This window comes from Sulfitobacter sp. (genome assembly GCF_036961165.1).
Lineage (GTDB): Bacteria > Pseudomonadota > Alphaproteobacteria > Rhodobacterales > Rhodobacteraceae > Sulfitobacter.
In genome coordinates this window covers 72,613-94,780 of sequence record NZ_JBALVJ010000005.1, presented here as the reverse complement: position 1 = coordinate 94,780, position 22,168 = coordinate 72,613, and the positions used below count along the sequence as shown (strand labels likewise).

22 protein-coding genes are annotated in these 22,168 nt (G+C 57.1%); 8 read left to right on the top strand and 14 right to left on the bottom strand.

Annotated elements, in window-relative coordinates:
* Nucleotides 1-175: 175 nt before the first annotated feature.
* Entirely contained in the window at nt 176-1,585 is a 1,410-nt protein-coding gene (locus V7730_RS04510; RefSeq protein WP_335746396.1) for an aminotransferase-like domain-containing protein, read from the bottom strand.
* A gap of 98 nt (nt 1,586-1,683) precedes the next feature.
* Between V7730_RS04510 and V7730_RS04505 the strand changes: the two genes are divergently transcribed.
* Nucleotides 1,684-1,917: a DUF1127 domain-containing protein gene (locus tag V7730_RS04505; protein WP_335746395.1), complete on the top strand. Its 234-nt coding sequence runs from the start codon at nt 1,684-1,686 to the stop codon at nt 1,915-1,917.
* A gap of 92 nt (nt 1,918-2,009) precedes the next feature.
* Here the strand turns inward: V7730_RS04505 and V7730_RS04500 are convergent, their stop codons facing one another.
* Nucleotides 2,010-2,450 (bottom strand): PaaI family thioesterase, encoded by a 441-nt coding sequence (locus V7730_RS04500; RefSeq protein WP_335746394.1) that lies wholly within the window; start codon nt 2,448-2,450, stop codon nt 2,010-2,012.
* A 57-nt stretch (nt 2,451-2,507) separates the two neighbouring features.
* Here V7730_RS04500 and V7730_RS04495 point away from each other — a divergent pair, with 57 nt between their 5' ends.
* From V7730_RS04495 to gluQRS, 5 genes are all read left to right on the top strand, one after another.
* Entirely contained in the window at nt 2,508-3,293 is a 786-nt protein-coding gene (locus tag V7730_RS04495; protein ID WP_335746393.1) for an enoyl-CoA hydratase, read from the top strand.
* A 97-nt stretch (nt 3,294-3,390) separates the two neighbouring features.
* Nucleotides 3,391-4,704 (top strand): cytochrome-c peroxidase, encoded by a 1,314-nt coding sequence (locus tag V7730_RS04490; RefSeq protein WP_335746392.1) that lies wholly within the window; start codon nt 3,391-3,393, stop codon nt 4,702-4,704.
* Nucleotides 4,705-5,055: 351 nt separating this feature from the next.
* Nucleotides 5,056-6,414: a methylenetetrahydrofolate--tRNA-(uracil(54)-C(5))-methyltransferase (FADH(2)-oxidizing) TrmFO gene (gene trmFO, locus V7730_RS04485; protein WP_335746391.1), complete on the top strand. Its 1,359-nt coding sequence runs from the start codon at nt 5,056-5,058 to the stop codon at nt 6,412-6,414.
* Nucleotides 6,415-6,423: 9 nt separating this feature from the next.
* Nucleotides 6,424-7,029: a class I SAM-dependent DNA methyltransferase gene (locus V7730_RS04480; protein ID WP_335746390.1), complete on the top strand. Its 606-nt coding sequence runs from the start codon at nt 6,424-6,426 to the stop codon at nt 7,027-7,029.
* Complete coding sequence (gluQRS, locus tag V7730_RS04475; protein WP_335746389.1) at nt 7,026-7,907, top strand: tRNA glutamyl-Q(34) synthetase GluQRS; 882 nt, start codon at nt 7,026-7,028, stop codon at nt 7,905-7,907. Before V7730_RS04480 ends, gluQRS begins: the two co-directional genes overlap by 4 nt.
* Here the strand turns inward: gluQRS and hisI are convergent.
* Nucleotides 7,904-8,263 (bottom strand): phosphoribosyl-AMP cyclohydrolase, encoded by a 360-nt coding sequence (hisI, locus tag V7730_RS04470; RefSeq protein WP_335746388.1) that lies wholly within the window; start codon nt 8,261-8,263, stop codon nt 7,904-7,906. The two genes, gluQRS and hisI, sit on opposite strands and share 4 nt — an antisense overlap.
* Before the next feature lie 75 nt (nt 8,264-8,338).
* Here hisI and V7730_RS04465 point away from each other — a divergent pair, with 75 nt between their 5' ends.
* The gene (locus tag V7730_RS04465) at nt 8,339-8,785 is read left to right on the top strand and encodes an iron-sulfur cluster assembly scaffold protein (protein WP_335746387.1); all 447 of its coding nucleotides are present in this window, start codon (nt 8,339-8,341) and stop codon (nt 8,783-8,785) included.
* A 204-nt stretch (nt 8,786-8,989) separates the two neighbouring features.
* On the opposite strand, the gene V7730_RS04460 is transcribed toward V7730_RS04465, so the two are convergent.
* From V7730_RS04460 to sciP, 5 genes are all read right to left on the bottom strand, one after another.
* Nucleotides 8,990-9,118, bottom strand: coding sequence for a hypothetical protein (locus tag V7730_RS04460; protein WP_335746386.1), 129 nt, complete (start codon nt 9,116-9,118; stop codon nt 8,990-8,992).
* A gap of 96 nt (nt 9,119-9,214) precedes the next feature.
* Nucleotides 9,215-11,305, bottom strand: coding sequence for an ATP-dependent DNA helicase RecG (recG, locus tag V7730_RS04455; RefSeq protein ID WP_335746385.1), 2,091 nt, complete (start codon nt 11,303-11,305; stop codon nt 9,215-9,217).
* The gene (gene ligA, locus V7730_RS04450) at nt 11,302-13,437 is read right to left on the bottom strand and encodes an NAD-dependent DNA ligase LigA (protein ID WP_335746384.1); all 2,136 of its coding nucleotides are present in this window, start codon (nt 13,435-13,437) and stop codon (nt 11,302-11,304) included. The genes recG and ligA overlap by 4 nt, the downstream gene beginning before the upstream one ends.
* A 94-nt stretch (nt 13,438-13,531) precedes the next feature.
* Nucleotides 13,532-14,239, bottom strand: a complete 708-nt coding sequence (ctrA, locus tag V7730_RS04445; RefSeq protein ID WP_335746383.1) for a response regulator transcription factor CtrA — start codon at nt 14,237-14,239, stop codon at nt 13,532-13,534.
* A gap of 101 nt (nt 14,240-14,340) precedes the next feature.
* The gene (gene sciP, locus V7730_RS04440; RefSeq protein WP_335746382.1) at nt 14,341-14,619 is read right to left on the bottom strand and encodes a CtrA inhibitor SciP; all 279 of its coding nucleotides are present in this window, start codon (nt 14,617-14,619) and stop codon (nt 14,341-14,343) included.
* A 131-nt stretch (nt 14,620-14,750) separates the two neighbouring features.
* On the opposite strand from sciP, the gene mnmA reads away from it, so the two are divergent.
* Entirely contained in the window at nt 14,751-15,893 is a 1,143-nt protein-coding gene (gene mnmA / locus V7730_RS04435; protein ID WP_335746381.1) for a tRNA 2-thiouridine(34) synthase MnmA, read from the top strand.
* On the opposite strand, the gene lpxB is transcribed toward mnmA, so the two are convergent.
* The 6 genes from lpxB to bamA form a co-directional block, all read right to left on the bottom strand.
* Nucleotides 15,890-17,062 (bottom strand): lipid-A-disaccharide synthase, encoded by a 1,173-nt coding sequence (gene lpxB, locus V7730_RS04430; RefSeq protein WP_335746380.1) that lies wholly within the window; start codon nt 17,060-17,062, stop codon nt 15,890-15,892. The genes mnmA and lpxB overlap by 4 nt on opposite strands.
* On the bottom strand, nt 17,059-17,844 hold the full coding sequence (locus tag V7730_RS04425; RefSeq protein ID WP_335746379.1) for an LpxI family protein: 786 nt from the start codon (nt 17,842-17,844) through the stop codon (nt 17,059-17,061). The genes lpxB and V7730_RS04425 overlap by 4 nt, the downstream gene beginning before the upstream one ends.
* Nucleotides 17,841-18,620 (bottom strand): acyl-ACP--UDP-N-acetylglucosamine O-acyltransferase, encoded by a 780-nt coding sequence (gene lpxA, locus V7730_RS04420; RefSeq protein WP_443070185.1) that lies wholly within the window; start codon nt 18,618-18,620, stop codon nt 17,841-17,843. The genes V7730_RS04425 and lpxA overlap by 4 nt, the downstream gene beginning before the upstream one ends.
* On the bottom strand, nt 18,620-19,090 hold the full coding sequence (gene fabZ, locus V7730_RS04415) for a 3-hydroxyacyl-ACP dehydratase FabZ (protein ID WP_335746378.1): 471 nt from the start codon (nt 19,088-19,090) through the stop codon (nt 18,620-18,622). The genes lpxA and fabZ overlap by 1 nt, the downstream gene beginning before the upstream one ends.
* A 72-nt stretch (nt 19,091-19,162) precedes the next feature.
* Nucleotides 19,163-19,729, bottom strand: coding sequence for an OmpH family outer membrane protein (locus V7730_RS04410; RefSeq protein ID WP_335746377.1), 567 nt, complete (start codon nt 19,727-19,729; stop codon nt 19,163-19,165).
* A gap of 3 nt (nt 19,730-19,732) precedes the next feature.
* Nucleotides 19,733-21,982 carry an outer membrane protein assembly factor BamA gene (gene bamA / locus V7730_RS04405; protein ID WP_335746445.1) on the bottom strand — a complete coding sequence of 750 codons (2,250 nt, stop codon included), beginning with the start codon at nt 21,980-21,982 and terminating at the stop codon, nt 19,733-19,735.
* Between the last annotated feature and the right edge of the window lie 186 nt (nt 21,983-22,168).

Genomic DNA, 22,168 nt, shown 5'->3' with positions numbered 1-22,168 from the left:
CTGGCCAGGTCAAGCGGGTCAAAATCAAATTAACCGTTTAGATTCAAATGCTTGCAATTAAGGTATTATTTTACCCCAAAAATAGCACCCTTTCGGGAGGTCATTTTGCGCCTGCTTACGCGTTTCCATGCTTTGCACCCAATCAAACGCGGAAAATAGTAGGCCACACACTACCCTACACACCGATCTCTTCCGTGGGATTATCAAGCAAATCACGCAAGCGCACCATCGCCGCTTCGAAGCTGATGAGGCTCACGCCTGCATTGACAGCCATACGTACCGCATGAGGCGTTCGGGCATTTCGCGCGGCGAACTCTTCCGCGGCACGCATTCGAACACCCACCGTCTCGGCGGCGCGACAAAATGCGTTCGCTCGCCAGCCTTCAGGCAAATTCAACCAGAAAAACGGGACATCCGGCCGCCAGCACAATTCATATCCACCTAAAATATTAACCGCCGTTCTAACGTATTCCGTAATCCCTTCGCGTGTCCGCGCTATCACCTCTTCAAGCTGTGGATGGACCAACAGCGCAGCCGCTAGATCAGTCATCGGGGTGGCGAGCCCGAAAAACCCGTGTTCGGCGCTGCGGTGCAAAGCCGCAGCTTGTGCCCGCGGCCCGACTGCACAGCCCAGTCGTAAGGCGGGCGAAATGGATTTACTGACGGATGTAAGGTACCAGCCCCGCTCCGGTGCCAGCTGTCGATAACCGGGCGCTTGGGCCGCTCCGATCCGGTAGCAATCATCCTCGACGATCTGCAGGTGATATCGGCGCGCCACTTCGACAATCTCTTTGCGGCGGGCCAACGGGGTAAAGCCGCAGGTCGGGCTGTGGACTTCGGGAGAGGTGCAGATGATCTGTGCCTCGGGGTAGCGCTCCGCCGCGGCGGCAAGGGCGACAGGGCACACGCCATGCTCATCCATCGCAACCGTCACGACCTCCGCCCGCAATGCAGAAGCCACACGGCGAAAGCCAGGATAGCAAAGCTCTTCAAGGAAAACGACTGGCCTGCGACCTGACAGAATTGTCTGAAAGATCAACATGATCGCATTCTGGCCGCCGTGCGAAAGCACGATATCGGCTTCGGTCAGCGGCCCCAGATCAACATCGTGCAACCAGTGCAACATCGCCTCTCGCGCCGGCTGCGCGCCCCGCCGCGACGGATAATGCATAAGCCCCGATGGCGGATCCTGTGCGATTTGCGCCATCAGTTTACGGATAAGCGTCGATTGCCCGCCATTGGGTAAATGCGGGGAAAACAGATTAACCTCATAGTTATCACCCCCGGTCCGGTGTTCGATCACATCCATTTCCAAAAGGTTCAACGGCGGCTCTGCTTTAGGCGCTGCGACAAAGGTCCCCCGTCCGACCTCGGCTGTCAGCACACCTTCATCCGTCAAAACGGTATAGGCCCGCGCGACTGTCCCCGGTGTCATCTCCAGCTTCCAGCCCAAATCGCGCACTGGTGGCAGCTTGTCCCCTACGGACAGCGCGCCTGACGCAATGCCGGATCTGATTCCGCGGACAACAGCGCGGTATTTAGGTTTGACCGTCGGATCAACCTCGGGCGTCCAAATTGTATCCATTACAATGTTTCCATAGAACTACGCAAAATTGCATTGTACCAATACTCATGGCGATACCGCCTAATTGTGTCAATACAATTATTCAAGGAGATTTACCCATGACACAGACAGCGACCATGAACACTGATGCCCACGCGGTTCTTAGCACCACGCGCAGCTTGCCCCTGCTGGCGGTAATTAGCTTTAAATTTGAGGCGCTTGTCACGAAATGGGTAGCCCGCAAACGCACCCGCCGCGCCCTGCATACGCTTGAGGCATGGCAGCTTGCTGATGTGGGACTTACATCTGATGTGGCTCTGATCGAGGCGCGCAAGGTGTTCTGGAAGGCGTGACTCCCCGTGGCGTCAAACCAGACCTCTTCACTTGGGCAGGGTTTACCCCTGCCCTTTTTTGATACAATTTCTCTGCGAAATCGGATTGTACCTTAAAGCGATTTCACTGGAGGAATCGCATAGGTCATAGTCGCCTGAGCGACCGGTTCTTCCATGCCTTCAGAATAGATCAGCACGTGGGATACCGACAGTTGCCGCCCGAGTTTCAGCAACTTTGCCGTCGCAATCAGATCGACCCCCGCCGCAGGCTTGCGCATAAAGTCGAGCGAACAGTTGGTCGTCACCGCAAGCGCCTGTGGCCCGATCATGGCCAGCGTTGCAAAATAAGCCGCCACATCAGCCAACCCGAACATTGACGGGCCTGAGACGGTCCCGCCCGGACGCAAATGCTTTTCCGAAACAATAAGTCGGATGGTCACTTCGTTTGGCTTGACCTCTTCAACGTTGAAATCATCCGCCACCTGCTGGAACACCTCACGCATGAACGTCATCAATTGTGGCGCATCCATCATTACTTCACTGCTACGGGCCATACTTGTCCTCCTCCTAAGGTTGCCGCTAGAGTTGCCGCAACATAAGGAGCGCGCAAGATGACAATTCTGGAAGTAACGCAACGGGACGCGGTCACGCACCTCACATTGAACAGCCCCGAGCGGCTCAATGCGTTGAGCGATGAGATGCTGGCAGCGCTGCAAGAGACGCTCGACCAGCTTGCAGGTGATCCGACCTGCCGGGTCGTCACAATTGCAGGCGCAGGTAAGGCGTTTTGTGCAGGCCATGACCTGCGCCAGATGCAAGCCATGCGCCAGAACGAAGACAAAGGTGCCACGGCGTTTGCCGATCTGTTCGCGCGTTGCACTAATGTAATGATGCGCATCCAAAGCATGCCGCAACCGGTGATCGCGCAGGTACACGGCATTGCCACCGCTGCTGGCTGTCAGCTGGTGGCGACCTGCGACATGGCCGTGGCGGGGCAAGGCACGCGCTTTGGCGTCAATGGTGTGAACATCGGCTTGTTCTGTTCAACCCCGATGGTCGCGCTTAGCCGTAACATCGTGCCGAAGAAGGCGTTTGAAATGCTGACCACCGGCGATTTTATCTCTGCCGAGCGGGCCGAAGAGCTGGGCCTTATCAACCGTGTCGTCGCACCAGAGGCCTTGGCGCAGGAAACTGCCGCGCTGGCAGACCAGATCGCGGGCAAATTGGGCGCTGCTGTGAAAATCGGTAAGCGCGCTTTCTATGAGCAATTGGCGATGGAAACTGCGGCTGCCTATACCCACACTGGTGCCGTCATGGTCGAAAACCTCAGCTACAACGACACAAACGAAGGCATGCAGGCCTTTATTGAAAAGCGGCCACCTGACTGGAAACAATAACTGTTTCCTAATGCGGCACGGTGTTTTTCCAAAGCTTTTGTCGTTTTTGTGTCAAAATTAAGTTAGCCCTCATCACAATCTCTTGAGGAGCAGTGTGATGTTGAAACAAGCGCTAGGCGCGTTGTGTGTGGGCCTAATGGGTAGTGCCGCCGCTTTTGCAGGGCCTTTGCCCGCGCCAGTCAGTGATGAAGACTTCCACAACTCGCCCGCGCAGCTGATTGGTCTGGGACGTGACCTGTTCTTTGATCCGGTTCTGTCAGGCAATCACAATATTGCCTGTGCCACCTGCCATCACCCAACCCTTGGCACCTCGGACGCCATGTCCCTATCGCTTGGTGAAGGGGGCATCGGCCTTGGCGAATTGCGCAGCATTGATGCGGCCAACAAACCAAAGACCCGCATTCCGCGCAACGCACCTGCCCTGTTCAATCTGGGCGCTAAAGAATTCACCGTGATGTTCCATGACGGTCGCACGGCCAAGGACCGCCACGCCATGTTCGGCATCCGCATGCCCGAAGGCCGCACGCTGGAGCGGCCTATGCCCTCGGCGCTTGCGGCCCAGAACATTCTGCCCATTCTATCACCTGCCGAAATGGCCGGCGATGCGGGTGAGAACGAAGTGGCGGATGCTGTTGCTGCCGAGCGTATTCTTGGACCGGGCGGCGCATGGGATATCCTTGCACGCCGCGTGGATGCGATCCCCGAATACCGCCAGCGTTTCGGCGATTTGGACGTCACCGGTATCCACATCAATGACATCGGTACGGCCCTTGCCGCCTTCATCGGGTCGGAATTCCGCGCTGATCAAAGCCCGTTCGACAAATATCTGCGCGGCGAAAATACCATGACCGACGTACAGCTTGAGGGGATGGATCTGTTCTACGGCAAGGCGCGCTGCTCGACCTGCCACTCGGGGTCGTTCCAGACCGATCACGACTTTCACGCCATTGGTCTGCCACAACTGGGCCCGGGCAAGGAAGACTATGCTGACACCGGTCACGGCATGGTGACGGGTGTGGCGGATGACATGTACCGATTCCGCACGCCGTCCCTGCGCAATGTGACCGAAACTGCGCCTTACGGGCACAACGGTGCATACTCCAACCTTGATGATATCGTCCTTCACCATCTGGATGCGGTCAATGGCCTTGCCAAATATGACCGCAGCAAAGCCCGTCTGTCCGGCGACATTGAGGCCTACGACTGGACTGCGATGGATAATTTCGACGAACTTATGCGTATCGCCGAAGCCATCGAAATTTCTGACGTGGCGCTGGAACAGGCCGAAATAGATAAGATCATGGCGTTTCTTGGTGCGCTTACGGACCCAACGGCCGGAAAGCGCGGTCTTGGTGTACCCGCGTCGGTCCCGTCAGGGTTAGAGTTAGATATCCTCGCGCCCCCGTCCTGACCGTTATACACCAACAAAATATAGCCCCGTTCGCCCCAGCGACTGGGGCTTTTTTGTAGCCAATCCATACTGTTGCGCAATTGGCACCTCAGTGTCGCGAAACTACGTCTGGCAAATCTGGCAGGAATAAGGCATAAATTGCACATGGCACGATGTGCTGCCCCATTTTGGGTCGCCGTAGGCGGAAGATCCCTCCAGATTAGACTCTCATCTGATCCCCTTCTTTCCCGCAGCGGCGACCCCAAAATCCTCCCACCTTTCTTTACACCCTGATTAGCTCTAGTTGATTTGCCGCATTAACTTGGCGCGCGGCCTGTTGCACCGCTGCGCGCGCTGGCATATCTGCGGGGCATGGATAACACATTACACATCATCGGCGGCGGTATGGCCGGATCAGAGGCCGCCTGGCAGGCCGCACACCTTGGTATCAAGGTGGTCATTCACGAAATGCGCCCCAAGGTCGAAACCTTTGCCCACCAGACCGGATTGCTGGGTGAGATGGTTTGCTCCAACTCCTTCCGCTCCGACGATAGCGAACAGAACGCCGTGGGCCTGCTGCATTGGGAAATGCGCCAAGCCAACGGTTTGATCATGCAAACCGCTGAAAAACACCGCCTGCCCGCCGGCGGTGCATTGGCCGTGGACCGTGATCCCTTTGCGCAATCAGTGACAGATGCGCTGATGGCCCATCCCAATATTTCCGTTGAATACGGAGAGATTAGGTCGCTTCCCGACAGCGGCCACTGGATCATTGCCACAGGCCCGCTCACGTCTTCCGATCTGGGTGCGGCAATCGCCGCCGAAACCGGAGCCGAGGCGCTTGCCTTTTTCGACGCCATCGCACCGATCGTCTACCATGACAGCATCGACATGAGCAAAGCGTGGATGCAATCGCGCTATGACAAGGGCGAAACCGAGGAAGAGCGCACCGCCTACCTCAACTGTCCCATGGACAAAGAGCAGTACGAGGCGTTCATCGATGCGCTGATGGCTGCCGACAAAACCGAGTTCCACGAGGGCGAAACTGCGGGCTATTTCGACGGTTGCCTGCCAATCGAAGTCATGGCGGAGCGTGGCCGCGAGACCCTGCGTTTTGGCCCGATGAAACCTGTTGGCTTGACCAATCCGCACCAGCCCGATGTGAAAGCCTATGCCGTGGTACAGCTGCGCCGCGACAACAAGCTAGGCACGCTTTACAATATTGTCGGCTTCCAAACCAAGATGAAGTACGGCGCGCAAACGGATGTTTTCAAAAGTATTCCAGGCTTGGAGAACGCCAGTTTTGCCCGTCTGGGCGGCATTCACCGCAACACCTTTCTGAACTCGCCTACCTTGCTGGATGGTCAGATGCGCCTAAAGTCCCGCCCCAACATCCGCTTCGCTGGTCAAATCACCGGCGTTGAGGGCTATGTCGAGAGTGCCGCAATGGGTTTGCTTGCCGGTCGTCTGGCCGCCGCGCAGATCAACGGCACGACCATTGATACGCCCCCCCCCACCACCGCGACCGGCGCGTTGATCACCCACATCTCTGGTGGCGCTGAGGCCAAGACCTTCCAACCGATGAACGTCAACTTTGGCCTCTTTCCTGCGGTTGAAGGGCTCAAAAGTGGCCGACGCGGGCGAAAAGATCGCTACAAGGCCTATACCGACCGCGCCAAAGAAGATTGGCAGGAATGGCTTGCCTCTGGACAACAAGGCGAGCACGCTTAAACTGTCATAATGAGCACAAATTTTCTGGACAAAGCCTATGTAGCGCGGGATTCCGACAGTACTCGCGCTCTTTATAATGAATGGTCCGCGACCTATGAGGCCGAAGTCGGCGCGCACGGCTATGCGGCGCCAACGCGCTGCGCAGAAGCGTTGGCGGCTTGTGTCGTGGACAAAACAACACCTTTGCTCGATTTCGGCTGCGGAACCGGTCTCGCTGGTCTGGCGTTCCGCTTGGCAGGGTTTGAGGTTATCGACGGCGTTGATATTTCGGCTGAAATGCTGGAACAGGCCCGTGCCAAAAACATCTACCGAACCCTCAAACAGATTGAGCCGGACGCAAAGCTGGACGGCAATTACACTCTGATCAGTGCGGTCGGGGTGATCGGAGCAGGTGCTGCGCCTCCCTCAACCCTTGATACCTTGCTGCACGCGCTATCGCGGGACGGAAAGCTGGTGTTTTCTTTCAACGACCACGCACTGGCGGATTCTGCTAATACGGGGCGGCTGAACGAATGGCTCGATTGCGGCGCGGCGCGGCTTTTGTCCATGGACCACGGGCCACACATGCCTGGCAAGAACTTGAACTCAACAGTCTACGTGGTTGAAAAAGCTTGACGTTCACCACCCGTTTTGCCCCATCCCCAACCGGCCCCTTGCATCTGGGCCATGCGTATTCCGCATTGTTTGCCTATAACATGGCACAGACCAGAAATGGTCGTTTTCTGCTGCGGGTTGAAGACATCGACCGCTCCCGCGCGCGTGCCGAATGGGAAACCCAGATTTACGATGACCTCGCATGGCTTGGCCTGAAATGGGAAACTCCAGTCATGCGGCAATCAGATCGGTTTGACGTCTATCAGGATGTGCTCGACCAGCTTTGGGCGCGCGGTCTGCTGTATCCGTGCACGTGTTCGCGTGCAGATATTGCTGCTGCTGCCAGTGCGCCACAAGAAGGTGTGCCGCTTCTTGGTCCTGATGGTGTGATCTACCCCGGCACGTGCCGAGAGAAACACAAAATGACTGAAAGAGCCCAGCGTCCGGACAATGCAGCCCTTCGTCTGAACATGTCAAAAGCCTTGCGCCTGACCGGACATTCCAATGCCAGCACCGCGCCTGTCATGTTTAAGGAAGCCTGCTTGCCCACGGAAAGCGGCACCGCACAAATGTCCGGCCCTGAAATACTTCGCACAATCGGTGATATCGTGCTGGCCCGCCGCGATATTGGCATGTCCTATCATCTGTCGGTCGTGCTGGATGATGCAGCACAGGGTGTCACGGATGTTATACGCGGCGCGGATCTGTTCGACGCGACGGTGATACACGTTCTGCTACAAGAACTACTCAACCTGCCCACGCCCGTCTACCACCACCATCCGCTGATCCGCGATGACAAAGGTAAGCGGCTGGCCAAGCGCGATGATGCGCGCGCGCTATCGCTTTACCGCGCGCAAGGTGCCTCGCCCGCCGATATTCGCGCCCTCATCGGGCTTTAGCTACCGACGCTGATCACTTCTTTTTCGCCATCGCTGGTAACCACCGTGTAGAAACAGCTGCGGCGTCCGGTGTGACAGGCAGCACCAATTTGGTCGACTTGCATCAGCAAACAGTCACGGTCACAGTCCACTCGCAGCTCTTTGAGTGTCTGTACGTGGCCCGATGTCGCACCTTTTGCCCAAAATTCCTGCCGCGAACGGCTCCAATAGGTAACCTGTCCACTCTCAAGCGTCCGCATCAGGCTTTCAGCGCTCATCCATGCCATCATCAACACTTCGCCAGTGCTATGATCTTGCGCAATCGCCGGGATCAGGCCAGCCTCATTGTACTTTAGGGTCGTCGGGTCAAAGGACATGCTGGCGCACCTCGTTCAAAAGTTTTTGCATCCGGTCTGTATCGGCTTATGTAGAAGGCAGACAAAGGAAATGCCATGTCCAACGACACTGATTTGATCAAGCTCTACTCGTCGCGCATCCTCGCGCTGGCGGCTGATATTCCCCATCTAGGCCGTCTTGACGCGCCAGACGCAAGCGTGACGCGCCGCTCCCCCTTGTGTGGGTCAAGCGTGACGGTCGACGTTCAGGTGGCTAATGGTCGGTTGGCGGCGTTGGGTCAGGACGTAAAGGCCTGTGCACTGGGTCAAGCCGCCGCCGCCGTCACAGGGGCCGCCGCGGAAGGTGCTACGTTGGAGACCGTGCAGCGTGGTCGGGATCAGCTCAAAGCGATGTTGAAAGGCAAAGGCGGCGTGCCAAAAGCGCCATTTGACGGGTTCGAAGTACTAACACCTGCCGTCGAATACAAGAATCGCCACGCCTCGATCCTGCTGAGCATCGAAGCTTTGGCCGAAGCCATGGCTGCCGCCCAACAAGATGCCTGACGCCTAGGCGGATCAAAAAAACGCCGCACATCCAAAAGGATGGCGGCGCAAGAAAAGCGTTTCCCATGTGGGACCCAAAAGCGCGGTTCAGGGAAGGCATCCCCAAGACATGTTACAGACAGGCAGAGCGTAACATGGAAGGCACATCAATTTGGGACAGATGCGCCAGAAAACCGGCCCTGGCATGAGAGCGCAGGCAGAAAATCAGACAAGTACGGGAAGATGCAAACCAACAACCAGCATAACAATCAACGCTGCAGCACCAGCTGCATCTTGGACCAATGTGTCTTGCGACCGTGTGGCGATAGCTTTGATTGTTTTGTAGAAGGTCATGTCTCTCTCCGTTCTTGTTGCCTCTTTGTTCTCATATTATTAACGCGTTGTACAGAACTTTTTAAGAACATTTGTGAACTTAACGGAACATCAGACCTAACCCACTGAAATCAAACGAATTGCTTCATCCTGTCTCATGAGCCACAAAAGCAGGCGAGCAGAACGGCCACGATCGCTCTCTAAACCCGGATCATCATTGAGCAGTTTGCGCGCATCTGACTGAGCCACTGCCATCAGCGCGGCTTGCTTTTCAAGGTCGGCTACCTTGAACCTTGGCACACCGGACTGGGCTGTGCCGATCAAATCACCGGTCCCGCGCATTTTCAGATCCGTTTCGGCAATGACAAATCCGTCTTCTGTCTCGCGCAGCACTTCTAGGCGCTGACGCCCTGTCTCGCTTAAGGGGTTTTGGTACATCAGCAAACAGCTGGAGGCGGCTGACCCGCGTCCTACCCGTCCGCGCAGCTGGTGCAACTGCGCCAAACCAAAGCTTTCGGCCCGTTCAATCACCATGATAGAGGCATTGGGCACATCCACGCCCACCTCAATCACGGTCGTGGCCACCAACAGCATTGTCTCACCGCGCTGAAAGGAAGCCATCGCCGCGTCCTTATCCGCTGGCGGCATCTGACCATGAACCATCCCAACCACCCCTTCGCCCAAGGCCGCGCGCAAGCGCTTGAACCGTTCCTCGGCAGAGGTGAGATCGCTGACTTCGCTTTCCTCGACCAAGGGGCAGACCCAATAGCATTGCCGCCCGTCCGCAATCGCTGCACGCAATCGGTCGATGACCTGATCATAGCGTTCCGTGCTGATAAGAACGGTCTGGATGGGTTTGCGGCCGGGTGGCTTTTCATCCAGCACGCTGACGTCCATGTCACCGTATTGCGCCAGCGCAAGGCTACGCGGAATCGGTGTGGCAGTCATCACCAGTACATCGGCATGACGGCCCTTGCGCCCCAGCTCCAGCCGCTGGCGCACGCCAAAGCGGTGCTGCTCATCCACGACGGCAAGCCGCAGGTCGTTGAACACCACCGTTTCCTGAAAGACGGCATGTGTGCCGACAAGCACTTGGATGTCGCCCCGCTCAAGTGCAGCGATTTTTGCGGCACGCTCGGCGCTCTTGTCCCGACCTGTCAGGATTTCCAACACTACGCCCGCGCTTTCGGCCAAGGGTTGCAGCCCTTGCAAGTGCTGCCGCGCGAGGATTTCAGTAGGCGCCATCAACACCCCCTGCCCGCCGGCCTCTACCGCCGCCAGCAACGCCATAAACGCAACCAGCGTTTTACCAGCGCCGACGTCGCCCTGCAGCAACCGATTCATGCGCTGGTCGCTTCCCATGTCGGCAATGATTTCGGCTATAGCGCGGGTTTGTGCGTCGGTGGGCGCATAGGGCAAACCCTCCAGCACTTTGGCTTGCAACACGCCGGTGGCCTTCGCTGCGCGGCCTTTCTTGCGCCGCTCCACCTGTCGGGCCAATGCCAATGTGATCTGGTGGGCGAAAAGCTCATCATAGGCGAGCCTTTCCCGTGCGGGCGCAGATGCACTGATGTCATTCAATGATGCCGGGTCATGCGCAGTTGTGACTGCTGTGGTGAAGTCCGGCCATCCTGCTTTGGCCAATTGACCGGGGTCGATCCACTCTCCCATGGGCGGGATCAATGCCACCGCGCCGCGCGTGGCTTTATACATCAGCTTTTGCGTCACACCGTGGGCGAGCGGATAGACTGGCTCGAATTTCGGGATGCTGTCGGCCTCATCCTCTGGCACGGTGAAATCGGGGTGAACCATCTGCGGGATGCTGTCAAAAAGCTCTACCCGCCCTGATACGACACGGCGACTGCCTTCAGGCAAAGCACGCTGCCAGTAATCCCCACGCGCATGAAAGAAAACCAACTGGAACGAAGTCTGCGCATCCTCAACGTGAATGCGGTAAGCGCCGCCCTTGTTGCGGGGAGGAGAATGTTTGCCAATGGTGACTGCGACAGTCAACGTTGTCGGAAACGGCGCGCCCTGGACCGTTGGCACCAGACGGCGGTCGATGCCTGATTGGGGCAGCGTAAATAGCAGATCACGCGGGGCCTGCACCCGGAGCCCTGCGAAATGCTGCGCTGTTTTCGGGCCAATGCCCGGCAAGCTATCAAGCCCCGCAAAAAGCGGAAAAAGAGGTTCGGGCCGTGTGCTCACAGGCCTGCAATCAAGTCGAGCCAGCCGTCTTCGTCCAGCGTCTCGATCCCCAGTTCGGCCGCTTTCTTTGCCTTGGAGCCTGCGCCTGGTCCAGCCACCAGAATATCTGTCTTTGCACTGACAGAGCCGGACACTTTCGCGCCCAACCGCTCTGCCCGCGCCTTGGCCTCTGCGCGGGTCATTTTTTCGAGCGTGCCAGTGAAAACCACGGTTTTTCCGGCAACGGGGGAGCCAGTGGTATCGGCCCGCTTGGCCTCTTGCACATCAAGCTGCGCCACCAAGCGGTCGATCGATGCGCGCTCCGCCTCTTGGGCGAATGCCCCGACAAGTGAGCCGGCCATAACCGTTCCCATGCCGTCAATCCCGATCAGATCCTCCCACGCTGGGCCAGTTTGATCTCGCGCATCGTCCACGCCGTTGGCCAGAGCGTCCCACGTGCCATAGTGCAGCGCGATCATATTCGACGCCGCCTCACCTACATGGCGGGTGCCTAACCCGAACAGAAGCCGAGCAAGCGGGATCTTCCGCTTATCATCAATCGCAGCAAAAAGCGCGGTGGCAGATTTATCCCCCCAGCCTTCGCGGTTTTTCAATTGCTGCACGCCGCTGCCGAAACGCCGCTGAAGCGTGAAAATGTCCGCTGGTTCCGCGATCCAGCCATCAAGGTAGAACTGCTCAACCTGTTTTGCACCCAACCCATCGATATCAAAGGCCGCACGGGAAACGAAATGCTTGAGCTTTTCGACCGCCTGCGCCGGACAGATCAACCCGCCCGTACAGCGCCGGACCGCATCGCCCGGATCACGCACCGCGTCGCTGCCGCATTCGGGGCAGACATGTGGAAAGACGAAAGGTACCGCATCCGCAGCGCGTTTCGAGATGTCCACATCCGCCACCTTCGGAATCACATCTCCCGCGCGGTAAACCTGCACCAGATCACCGACCCGGATATCCTTGCCGCCCCTGATCTCTTGCCCCTTGCTATCGAGGCCTTTGATGTAATCTTCGTTGTGCAGCGTTGCGTTTGAGACAACCACACCGCCCACGGTGACAGGCGCAAGCCGTGCGACCGGACTGAGAGCGCCGGTTCGGCCCACTTGAATATCAATCCCCTCCAGCGTGGTCCAAGCGAGTTCGGCAGGGAATTTATGCGCAATCGCCCAGCGGGGTGTTGTTGACCGGAAGCCAAGCCGTTCCTGAAGTGCTAGATTGTCCACCTTGTACACGACCCCATCGATGTCATAGCCCAAGGCCGCGCGCTGCGCTTCGATATCGGCGTAATGTGCAATCATCTCTGAGGGACTGTCACAGCGGCGCGTCAGCGGATTGATCGAAAACTTCAAGCTGCCCAGATTCTTAATAGACTCCCATTGCGTTTGACCCAGCGGTTCAGACAGGCTGCCCCATGCGTAAGCAAAAAAGCGTAAGGGCCGCGCACGAGTGATTTCGGGATCAAGCTGGCGCAAAGATCCTGCGGCCGCGTTGCGTGGATTGGCAAAGGTTTTGCCGCCGCGCGCGTCCTGACGGGTGTTGAGCGCCGCAAAGTCGGCGTGGCTCATGTAAACTTCGCCACGCACCTCCAGCACCTTTGGCGCGCCGTCGAGCTGATGCGGAATATCTGCAATGGCACGGGCATTTGCGGTAACGTTCTCACCCACCGCCCCGTCGCCACGCGTTGCGGCCTGCACCAGCACCCCGCCTTCATACCGCAATGAAAGTGACAGACCGTCGATTTTGGGCTCTGCCGTGAAGGTCAGTGGAGCGTCGGGACGCAGTCCAAGGTATTTGCGGACAGAGGCATCAAATTCCCGCACATCTTCGTCGCTGAAGGCGTTGGCCAGCGAGAGCATAGCGACACTGTGGGTTATCTTACCAAATCCGGCCGCCACTGGCGCGCCCACTTGATCACTGGGGCTGTCTTCGCGTTTTAGGTCCGGGAAACGGTCTTCTATCGCAGCATTTCTGCGCTTAAGTGCATCATACTCAGCATCCGAAATTACTGGTGCATCATCTGTATGATAGGCGTTGTTTGCCCCAGCCAGCTTGACAGCGAGTGCCGCCAATTCAGTCTTCGCCTGTTCTTCAGAGAGCGCGCTGATATCCAGATCGGTTGTCGTATTTTCGGAAGTCACTAAAAAACCTGCCTTCGGGTTGCCGCCTATCCGCTTTTAGATAGGGCGCGACCAAAGGCAGGTCTAGCATCTTTCACAACCGCGGGCCGTTGTTTCAGGCACTCACAGCAAGATCCATCTCTACCGGATCAGGATCACGCAAGACATAGCCGCGTCCCCAGACCGTTTCGATGTAATTGGAACCGCCAGTAGCCGTGCCCAGTTTTTTGCGCAGCTTGCAAATAAACACGTCGATGATTTTCAACTCTGGCTCGTCCATGCCGCCATAAAGGTGGTTCAAGAACATATCTTTGGTAAGGGTCGTGCCCTTACGCAGGCTCAACAGTTCCAACATCTGATATTCTTTGCCGGTCAGGTGCACAGGCTTGTTTTCGACACTCACCGTTTTTGCGTCCAGATTGACCGAGACAAGACCTGTATCAATCACCGACTGAGAATGACCTTTCGAGCGGCGGATGATGGCATGAATGCGCGCAACCAGCTCTTCACGGTGGAAGGGTTTGGTCAGATAATCGTCAGCACCAAAACCAAAACCGCGGATTTTACTCTCCGTGTCGTCTGCGCCGGACAGAATAAGAATAGGTGTTTCAATCCGGCTTAGCCGCAACTGGCGCAAAACTTCATGTCCGCTCATGTCCGGCAGGTCGAGATCGAGAAGAATGATGTCGTAATCATACAGCTTGGCCAGATCGATCCCTTCTTCTCCCAAGTCTGTCGCGTAGACGTTCAGGTTTGCATGAGTCAGCATCAGCTCGATGCTTTTCGAGGTCGTAGGATCATCTTCGACAAGCAGCACGCGCATTTTTGATTATCTCCAGCGGTTCAAGGTCAATTTCTACACACAATCGTGAACAATAAAGGTTAACTACTCGTAAACGTTGGAATCATTAATACCGCAACAACCTAAAGTTGTCTATATTTCTGAAGCATCGTCGCTTTTAAGCCGACTTCTCCGTGGGTTGAGACAGCGCGCACCCATTCGATGAACTCATCATCGCTGAGATTATAGCGTGACAAAGCGTCATCCTTACTGATCAATCCATAAACCACACCGCGTACTACAGCAGCCTTGCGAGAAGCGACCCATCGCCGGGTATTTGCCGAGGGTAGGTCTGCGCGGGTCATTTTTGATCCATCCGTGAGGGTTACGGCACGCGGGCCGTCGACTTTTTTAAGATACATCTCTAAACACCGTCCTGTTGACCATCGTACTTTTGGCCCAGCGTTCTTAAGGACATGTGAAGCCGCCCCTTGTGAGTAGTTCGCATTTTCCTATATTCTATATCAAAGCCACCCCAAATTGCTGAGGCCCTATGCCCTTTGACGACACCCCGCCGCTGAATTCGCTTGGCTTTGCCAAGTCCCCTGCCGACACCCGCGTGGTGGTCGCTATGTCAGGTGGTGTGGACAGCTCTGTCGTTGCCGCAATGCTGGCGGAAGAAGGCTATGACGTGGTTGGTGTGACGTTGCAGCTGTATGATCACGGTGCAGCGCTGGCCAAAAAAGGCGCGTGCTGTGCGGGGATCGACATCCACGATGCGCGCCGCGTGGCCGAGGATATGGGCTTTCCTCATTACGTGCTGGACTATGAAAATGTGTTCAGGGACGCGGTTATTGACGAATTCGCAGACAGCTATCTTGGCGGAGCGACGCCGGTGCCCTGCATCCGCTGCAACGAGCGGGTGAAATTCAAAGACTTGCTGGAAACCGCCAAGGATCTGGAAGCCGACTGTATGGCGACCGGTCACTACATTCAGCGCATGATGGGCGATAACGGCCCAGAGCTTCACGCGGCTGCCGATGCCAACCGAGATCAGAGCTATTTTCTGTTCTCCACCACGCCGGAGCAGCTTGATTACCTGCGCTTTCCGCTGGGCCATCTGCCGTCCAAGGACGCCACCCGCCAGCTCGCGGAAAAATACGGCCTGCGTGTGGCGAACAAGCCTGACAGCATGGATATCTGTTTTGTCCCCGACGGGGATTACGCGTCTGTTATCAGAAAGTTGCGGCCCGAAGCTGCAGCGCCTGGGAACATCGTTGATACCGAAGGCAACGTGCTGGCAAAACATGACGGTGTGATCAATTACACCATCGGTCAGCGTCGCGGCTTAGGTATCGGCGGCTTGGTCGATCCGCTTTATGTAGTGCGCCTTGATGCGGATCGCAAAGAAGTTGTCGTTGGGCCAAAGCACATGCTGGCGACCCGCATTGTACCTGTGAAAGAGATTAACTGGCTGGGGGATGAGCCCTTCGCCTCACGCGATGAATGGCATGTGGCCGTGCGCGTCCGCTCCACCCGCCCCCCGACCGAGGCGATTTTGCGTCCGCTGTCGGACACCACAGCCGAGGTTGAACTGGTCACAGCGGAGGAAGGGATAAGCCCCGGTCAGGCGTGTGTCTTTTATGATCCCGACAGCAGCCGTATCTTTGGTGGTGGCTGGATTCATCGCGGCTAACGCTGAGCCTGCGCAATCCCGTCCAGTACTGCGCGCGCGGCCCTCAGACCGGGGGCCTCACCACCCTTTCCCAAACGCTCCATCGTGAGTTCCATCGCGCTGTGCTGCGCATCGGAGGCGACCAAAACAGCGCTCACGCCCTGTGCGATCGCTTCAGGCGTGCATGCTTTGCCGATAAATTCCGGCACAACACGGGTGTCTGACACAAGATTGACCAAAGTCACCGTGTCCACCAGCAGCATCCGGCCAATAATCAGGCGGCTGAGCGGGCTCATGTCATAGGCAATGACCATCGGCGTGTCGGCAGCGGCAAGTTCAAGCGAGACGGTACCAGATGCAGCTAGCGCCACGTTAGCCGCACGAAAAGCGGCCCGTTTTTGGGTCATGGCATCCGCGTAATCGCCTTCACGCGGGTCCAGAACAAGCGTGTTGGGCCAATCCGCCGTCAACGCCAGCACGGCATCGGCCACTGGACCTGCGGCGGGAACAACAATCTTCAGATCGGGGTTTTTCGCCTTGATCCGCTTTAAGGCTTCGGCAAACCGCGCGCCAAGACGGGCAACCTCTGAGCGGCGCGAACCCGGCAGGACCAACAACACAGGTGCCCTGCCCAATCCACGATCTTCGCGAAATGTTTCTGCTTCTGCTGCGCTGGCAATCGGTTCAGCCACCACAGGATGGCCCACGAAATCACACCGCATTCCCGCAGCCTCCATATACGGAGGTTCGAACGGGAGCAAAGCAAGGACCTGATCAATATGCTGCGCCATCTTCGCGGCGCGGCCAGGTCGCCATGCCCAAACTGTGGGAGCAACGTAATGCACCGTGCGAATGGTGCTGCTCGCTTTGACCAGCTTTGCCACGCGCAAAGAGAAATCGGGGCTGTCGATGGTGATCAGGACATCAGGCTGCATAGCTACGACTGCCTCTGCCGTCTGCGCAATCCTCCGTTTCAGGTGGCGATACTTGGGCAATATCTCGGCCAACCCCATGACGCTAAGCTCGCTCATGTCAAAACGGCTGGTCAGCCCTTCGGCCTGCATCTGCACACCGCCGATGCCCTCAAAGACCACATAGGGTCGCAATTCCTTGAGCCCTGCCATCAAGGCACCGCCCAATTTGTCGCCAGAAGGTTCTCCGGCCAAGATAAAGACGCGAAGGGGGGTCATTCGCCGGTTCGTGCCCAGAATACGAGGCCAAGCGCGTCTGCCAGTTCCTCGCAGCGGCGCGGATGCAAAACTAGAACATCGCCCGCATCGACGACAACGCCACGCAGACCTGCATCATGGACCGCTTGAAGCGTTTCTGGGCCGACAGTTGGCAAATCGATCTTGCGGGTTTGGCCAGCTTTTGGTCCTTTAAACAGGATGCCACTTGCCGCACCCGCGACCTCACTTAGCATAGCGTCAGTCCCGCGCGCGTCCTCCATGGCGATCACATGGCCTTTCGCGGCAACGCAAGCTTGCCCCTTATCCTGCGGTGACATCTCGAAGATATGCGTAGCAGCAACGGCCGCGTCTTCGCGCATCAGGGCATCGGGCCAATGGCTGCCATAGACGCCACCTTTGGCCAGTAAATCCGGCACAATCTCATGCGCGCCGACCACTTCGAAACCGGTCTTCTCGAACAGCTCCAACAGCACACGCAGCGCACCGTCATCGCCGGATTTCAACGCCTCCATAAACAGCGGCACCAGCGGTGCTGTTTCAGCATCGAACTTTGAGGGATCAAGCGCAGGACGCTCCAGCGCGCCGGCAAAGCACACTTGGGTGATCCCGCGATTACCAAGCTCCAACAACAACGCCCCCAGCGTTTCCAGACGAAACGTCAGATCCGCCTCCAGTCCGCTGATCGTGATGCCCTCATAACCGCACACAAGCGGAGGGGTCTGCGCGCCCGCAGCCACCAACGCTGGCAGATCGCCGCGCCCTGCTATCAGCGCCAGTGTCATTTCGGTGTCAGGAAGTGGCGGCCACTGTCGGACAGAACGAAATCAACGATCTCACGAACGTAATCGCTACTGGTCTCTGCGCCCAACCGCTCGGCCCGGTCGTGGAAGGTACCCTCACCCTGTGCCAGCATCTGAAAGGCTGCACGCAGGGCGGTGATGTCACTGCGGTCCACGCCACGGCGCTTCAACCCGACAAGGTTGAGCCCGTCGAGATGCCCGCGTGGCGCCTGCACAAGCCCGTAAGGGATCACGTCATTGGTCACCATGGTCACAGCGCCAATGATCGCACCACGGCCGATGCGCACCCATTGGTGGATACCCGACAGACCGCCGATGATTACGTTGTCTTCAACCACACAGTGGCCGGCCACGGCAGCGTTGTTCACAATCACCACGTTGTTGCCGATAATCGCGTCATGCGCGATGTGACAGCCGGCCATAAACAGGTTGTCGTCACCCACGCGCGTCACGCCACCACCGCCTTCGGTGCCGCAGTTCATGGTCACATGCTCACGAATGCGGTTGCGCGCGCCGATCTCAAGACGCGTCGTCTCACCCTTGAATTTAAGGTCCTGCGGAATTTCACCAATCACGGCGAAGGAGAAGATCACAGTCCCCTCGCCCACGGTCGTCTGGCCACTGACCACGACATGGGACTTGAGCACCACATCCGCACCAAGCTTCACCTCAGGTCCAACCACGCAAAACGGACCGACAGTGGCGCTTGGATCAATCTGTGCACCCTCTTCAATGACAGCGCTGGGGTGGATGGCCATTATGCACCGTCCTTAGGCAGATCAAGCATTGCCATAAACTCGGCCTCTGCGGCCATTTCGCCTTCGACCGTGGCCACACCAGAAAACTTCCATATCTTGCCACCGGGTTTGCCACGCACTGTCTTTACGTCCATGCGCAGCACATCGCCGGGGATAACCTTGCGGCGGAATTTGCAGTTATCGATGGACATGAAGTAGATCAGCATGTTGCTATCCAACTGGTCCAGCGCGACACCGATCATCACACCGGCGGTCTGTGCCATCGCTTCGACAATTGTCACCCCTGGCATGATGGGCGCACTGGGGAAATGCCCCTGAAAATGCGGCTCGTTCATGGTGACGTTCTTGTAGCCAACGGCAGATTGCGTGCCGTCGATCTCTTCAACCTTATCCACCAGAAGGAAGGGATAGCGGTGGGGCAAAATGCGCTGGATGATCTGGATATCGGCGCGCTTAAGGTCTTGGGTCATGGGTATTCCTTCCGGGATCTGTCACACCACAGCTAGCAATTGCACCAGCGCGGAGCAAGACTGCGCGGTGTTTCAGTCTTTGGGTTCAGGTGTTTTGTCGTCGCCTTCTCCCAGCGTCTCATTCAGACGGGCGATCGCTGCGGTGGTTATATCGGTGCTGTTGGAACTGATGAAAACGGTACGCCGTTCAAGCACAACACTAGCGCCCACCTCCTGCATCAATTCCTGCAAGACAGGCCCCGCGGCATTCAGAAACGCCTCGCGCTCTTGTTCCAGCAAGGAATTGAGCGCGCGGGACTTTGCCGCCTGCGCCTGACGGGTGGTTTGTACGCGGGTGTCAAATGCGTCCGCCAAAGGCCGAAAGGCTTCGGGCGCCATGGTTGTGCGCTTTTTGGTGAGATCCTGTTCGGCTTCTGCCAATTCCGCCTCGATCTGACGGTTCTCTGTCGCAAGCTCGTTGCCGCGCGCCTCTATCTGACGGGCGACGCGCATACCAAAATCACTGTTGAGGAACAACCGCTCACTATCGATGGTCAGGACAGGCGTGTCGGGGATGGACAGTTGCTGCGCAAGCACTGGCGCTGCACCCAGCAGCCCCAGCCCCAGCGCCAACACAAAACATTGAAGCGCGCGGCGCACCGATCAGAATTGCGTCTGGAGGGTCACTTCGAACTTCTGCTCGCGGTCATAATCTTCCTTGCGTATCGCATCTGAGATATTGAACTGAAGCGGACCCACAGGCGTATCCCAATAGATGGAAACACCGATGACATGACGGAAAGAACCGCTTTCGCCATCCACAGAGTTACCGCCAATGTTCACGTCGGACAGGTCCCAAAGGTTACCCACATCATAGAAAACACCACCACGGATACCGTATTCTTCCGGCAGGCCCAGCGGGAATTCCGCCTCTACCCGTCCGACCAGATACATGTTGCCGCCCAGCGTATCGCCCTCGGTCGAGGTCGAATCCCGTGGGCCAATACCGCCCGGCTCAAATCCGCGCAGCTGCGTTGGAGTCAGAATAAAGCGATCAATGGCACGGTTAGTGCGACTGCTCCACGCAATTGCGCCACCTTCGATCGTGCCACGAATGGTCAGCTCTTCGTTCAGGAATTTCTTCTCTGCGATGACCTTGGCGACGGAGCGCACATATTTCTGATCACCGCCCAGACCGGCAAAGTCCTGACTGAAGCGGAAAAGAACACCTGCATTCGGGTCCAATCCGGTACGGCGGGTGTCATAGCTGTATTCATATCCAAGCGACGAGGACCAAAGCGAGCCTGCGTCGATATCATTTTGAATGATGCTGCCCTGTTCGGCGTCATCGTTCTCGGTCACTTCGGACTGGTCCGCGGTGTAGCGGAGTTGCAGACGGCCGTTTTCGGATACCGGGAACGTCAGGCTAGGTCGGAACAGCAACCGCGTGCTGTCGTAGGTCGAGAAAGAGGAATTCTCTTCAGAAAAGTCCAAATCCAAAGCAAAGCTCACGTCACGGCCCAGCAGCGCAGGCTCGACAAAGCGCAGACCGTAGCGGCGCGCGTCGGATGCCGTAGAAACCACAAGTTTCAGCTGCTGCCCACGTCCCAAGAAGTTCTGCTCTGCAAAGCTGATCGCAATACCCGGACCATCAGTGTTCGAGAAGGACGCACCAAAGTTCAAAGAACCGGTCGGCTTCTCTTCAACGTTCACGTCGATCACCACTTGCTCGCCCGAGGAGCCTTCGCGGGCGTTCACTTCTGCTGTCTCGAAATAGCCAAGCGCACGAATACGTTCGGCAGCCTGACGGATTTCGCGCGGATTGAACGGATCGCCTTCAACACTGTCAAACTGGCGGCGCACTACGCGGTCCAGCGTGGTGGTGTTGCCTTCGATGTCGATACGTTCAACAAAAATCCGCTGCCCGCGTGACAGAACAAATTCTACATCCAACGACAGATCACGGTCGTTGCGGGTGACCCGTGGTTCAACGCGCATAAAGTCGACACCATCGCGGATCGCTTGACGCTCAATCCGTGCAATGTCGGCCTCGACCAATGTTGGGGAGTAGACAACACCCGGCTTGATTTTGATCAGGTCGGCATAAACATCGCCGTCAACATTGGGCAGCTCGGACGTGACCGACACGGCACCAAACTGGAACTGCTGGCCTTCCTGAATGTTGAAGCCAAGGAAATAGCCGTCCCGCTCTTCGGTAAGCTGGGCATTTACAGAGTTTACCCGCATGTCCACATAGCCGCGCGAGAAGTAGAAATCGCGCAGGACCTGCTTATCGAATTCGACGCGGTCCTGAACATATGTGTCGCGGCGCACCAGACGCCGGAACAGCCCTGCCTGCTTGGTTCCCAAAACACGGCGCAGTCGGCGGTCAGAATATTTGCGGTTGCCAACAAAGCTCAGGCGCTCGATCTCGACGTTTTCGCCTTCAAATACTTCAAAGACCAAATCAACGCGGTTTTGATTGCGTTTAATCACCTTTGCCTGAACGCGCGCAGCGACACGCCCCTCGTTCGAGTAAGATTCGGCAATAGCGTTTGCGTCTTTTTCGGCCTGCGTCGGATTGAACACGCGGCGTGACGTGGAAGAAATCACAGATTCCAGCGCGTCATCCTTGATACGACGGTTACCTTCGAAAGAAATCCGGTTGATCGTTGGCAGCTCCACCACGGATATCTTCAGAGTACTCCCCTGCGGCTCAATAGAGACACTTTCAAACAGACCAGAGTTGTTGAGACGCTGGTAGGCATCATTCAACTGACCGGCGCTTACCGCCTCGCCGCGGGCGATTCCAGCCTGAGACAGGATCGCGCTGTCGCCAATTCGCTGGTTGCCAGTGATCTGGACCGAATTGAATTGGTACTGCTGCGCAAACGCCTCTGGCGCTTGAGCCATCCAAGCCGTTGAAAGGAGTAAAGAAAATGTCAGACCTTTGAGGCCGGACCGCTTAAAGTTCTGCTGCTCGAACGCGCCGTATGCGCGCGTTTTTAACCCCAGGTTCATGGTTATTACCCAATTTTATAAACACCGTTGAACCTTGAGTACCTGCAGGGGTCGAACTTGTCAAAACCAAGGGATGGT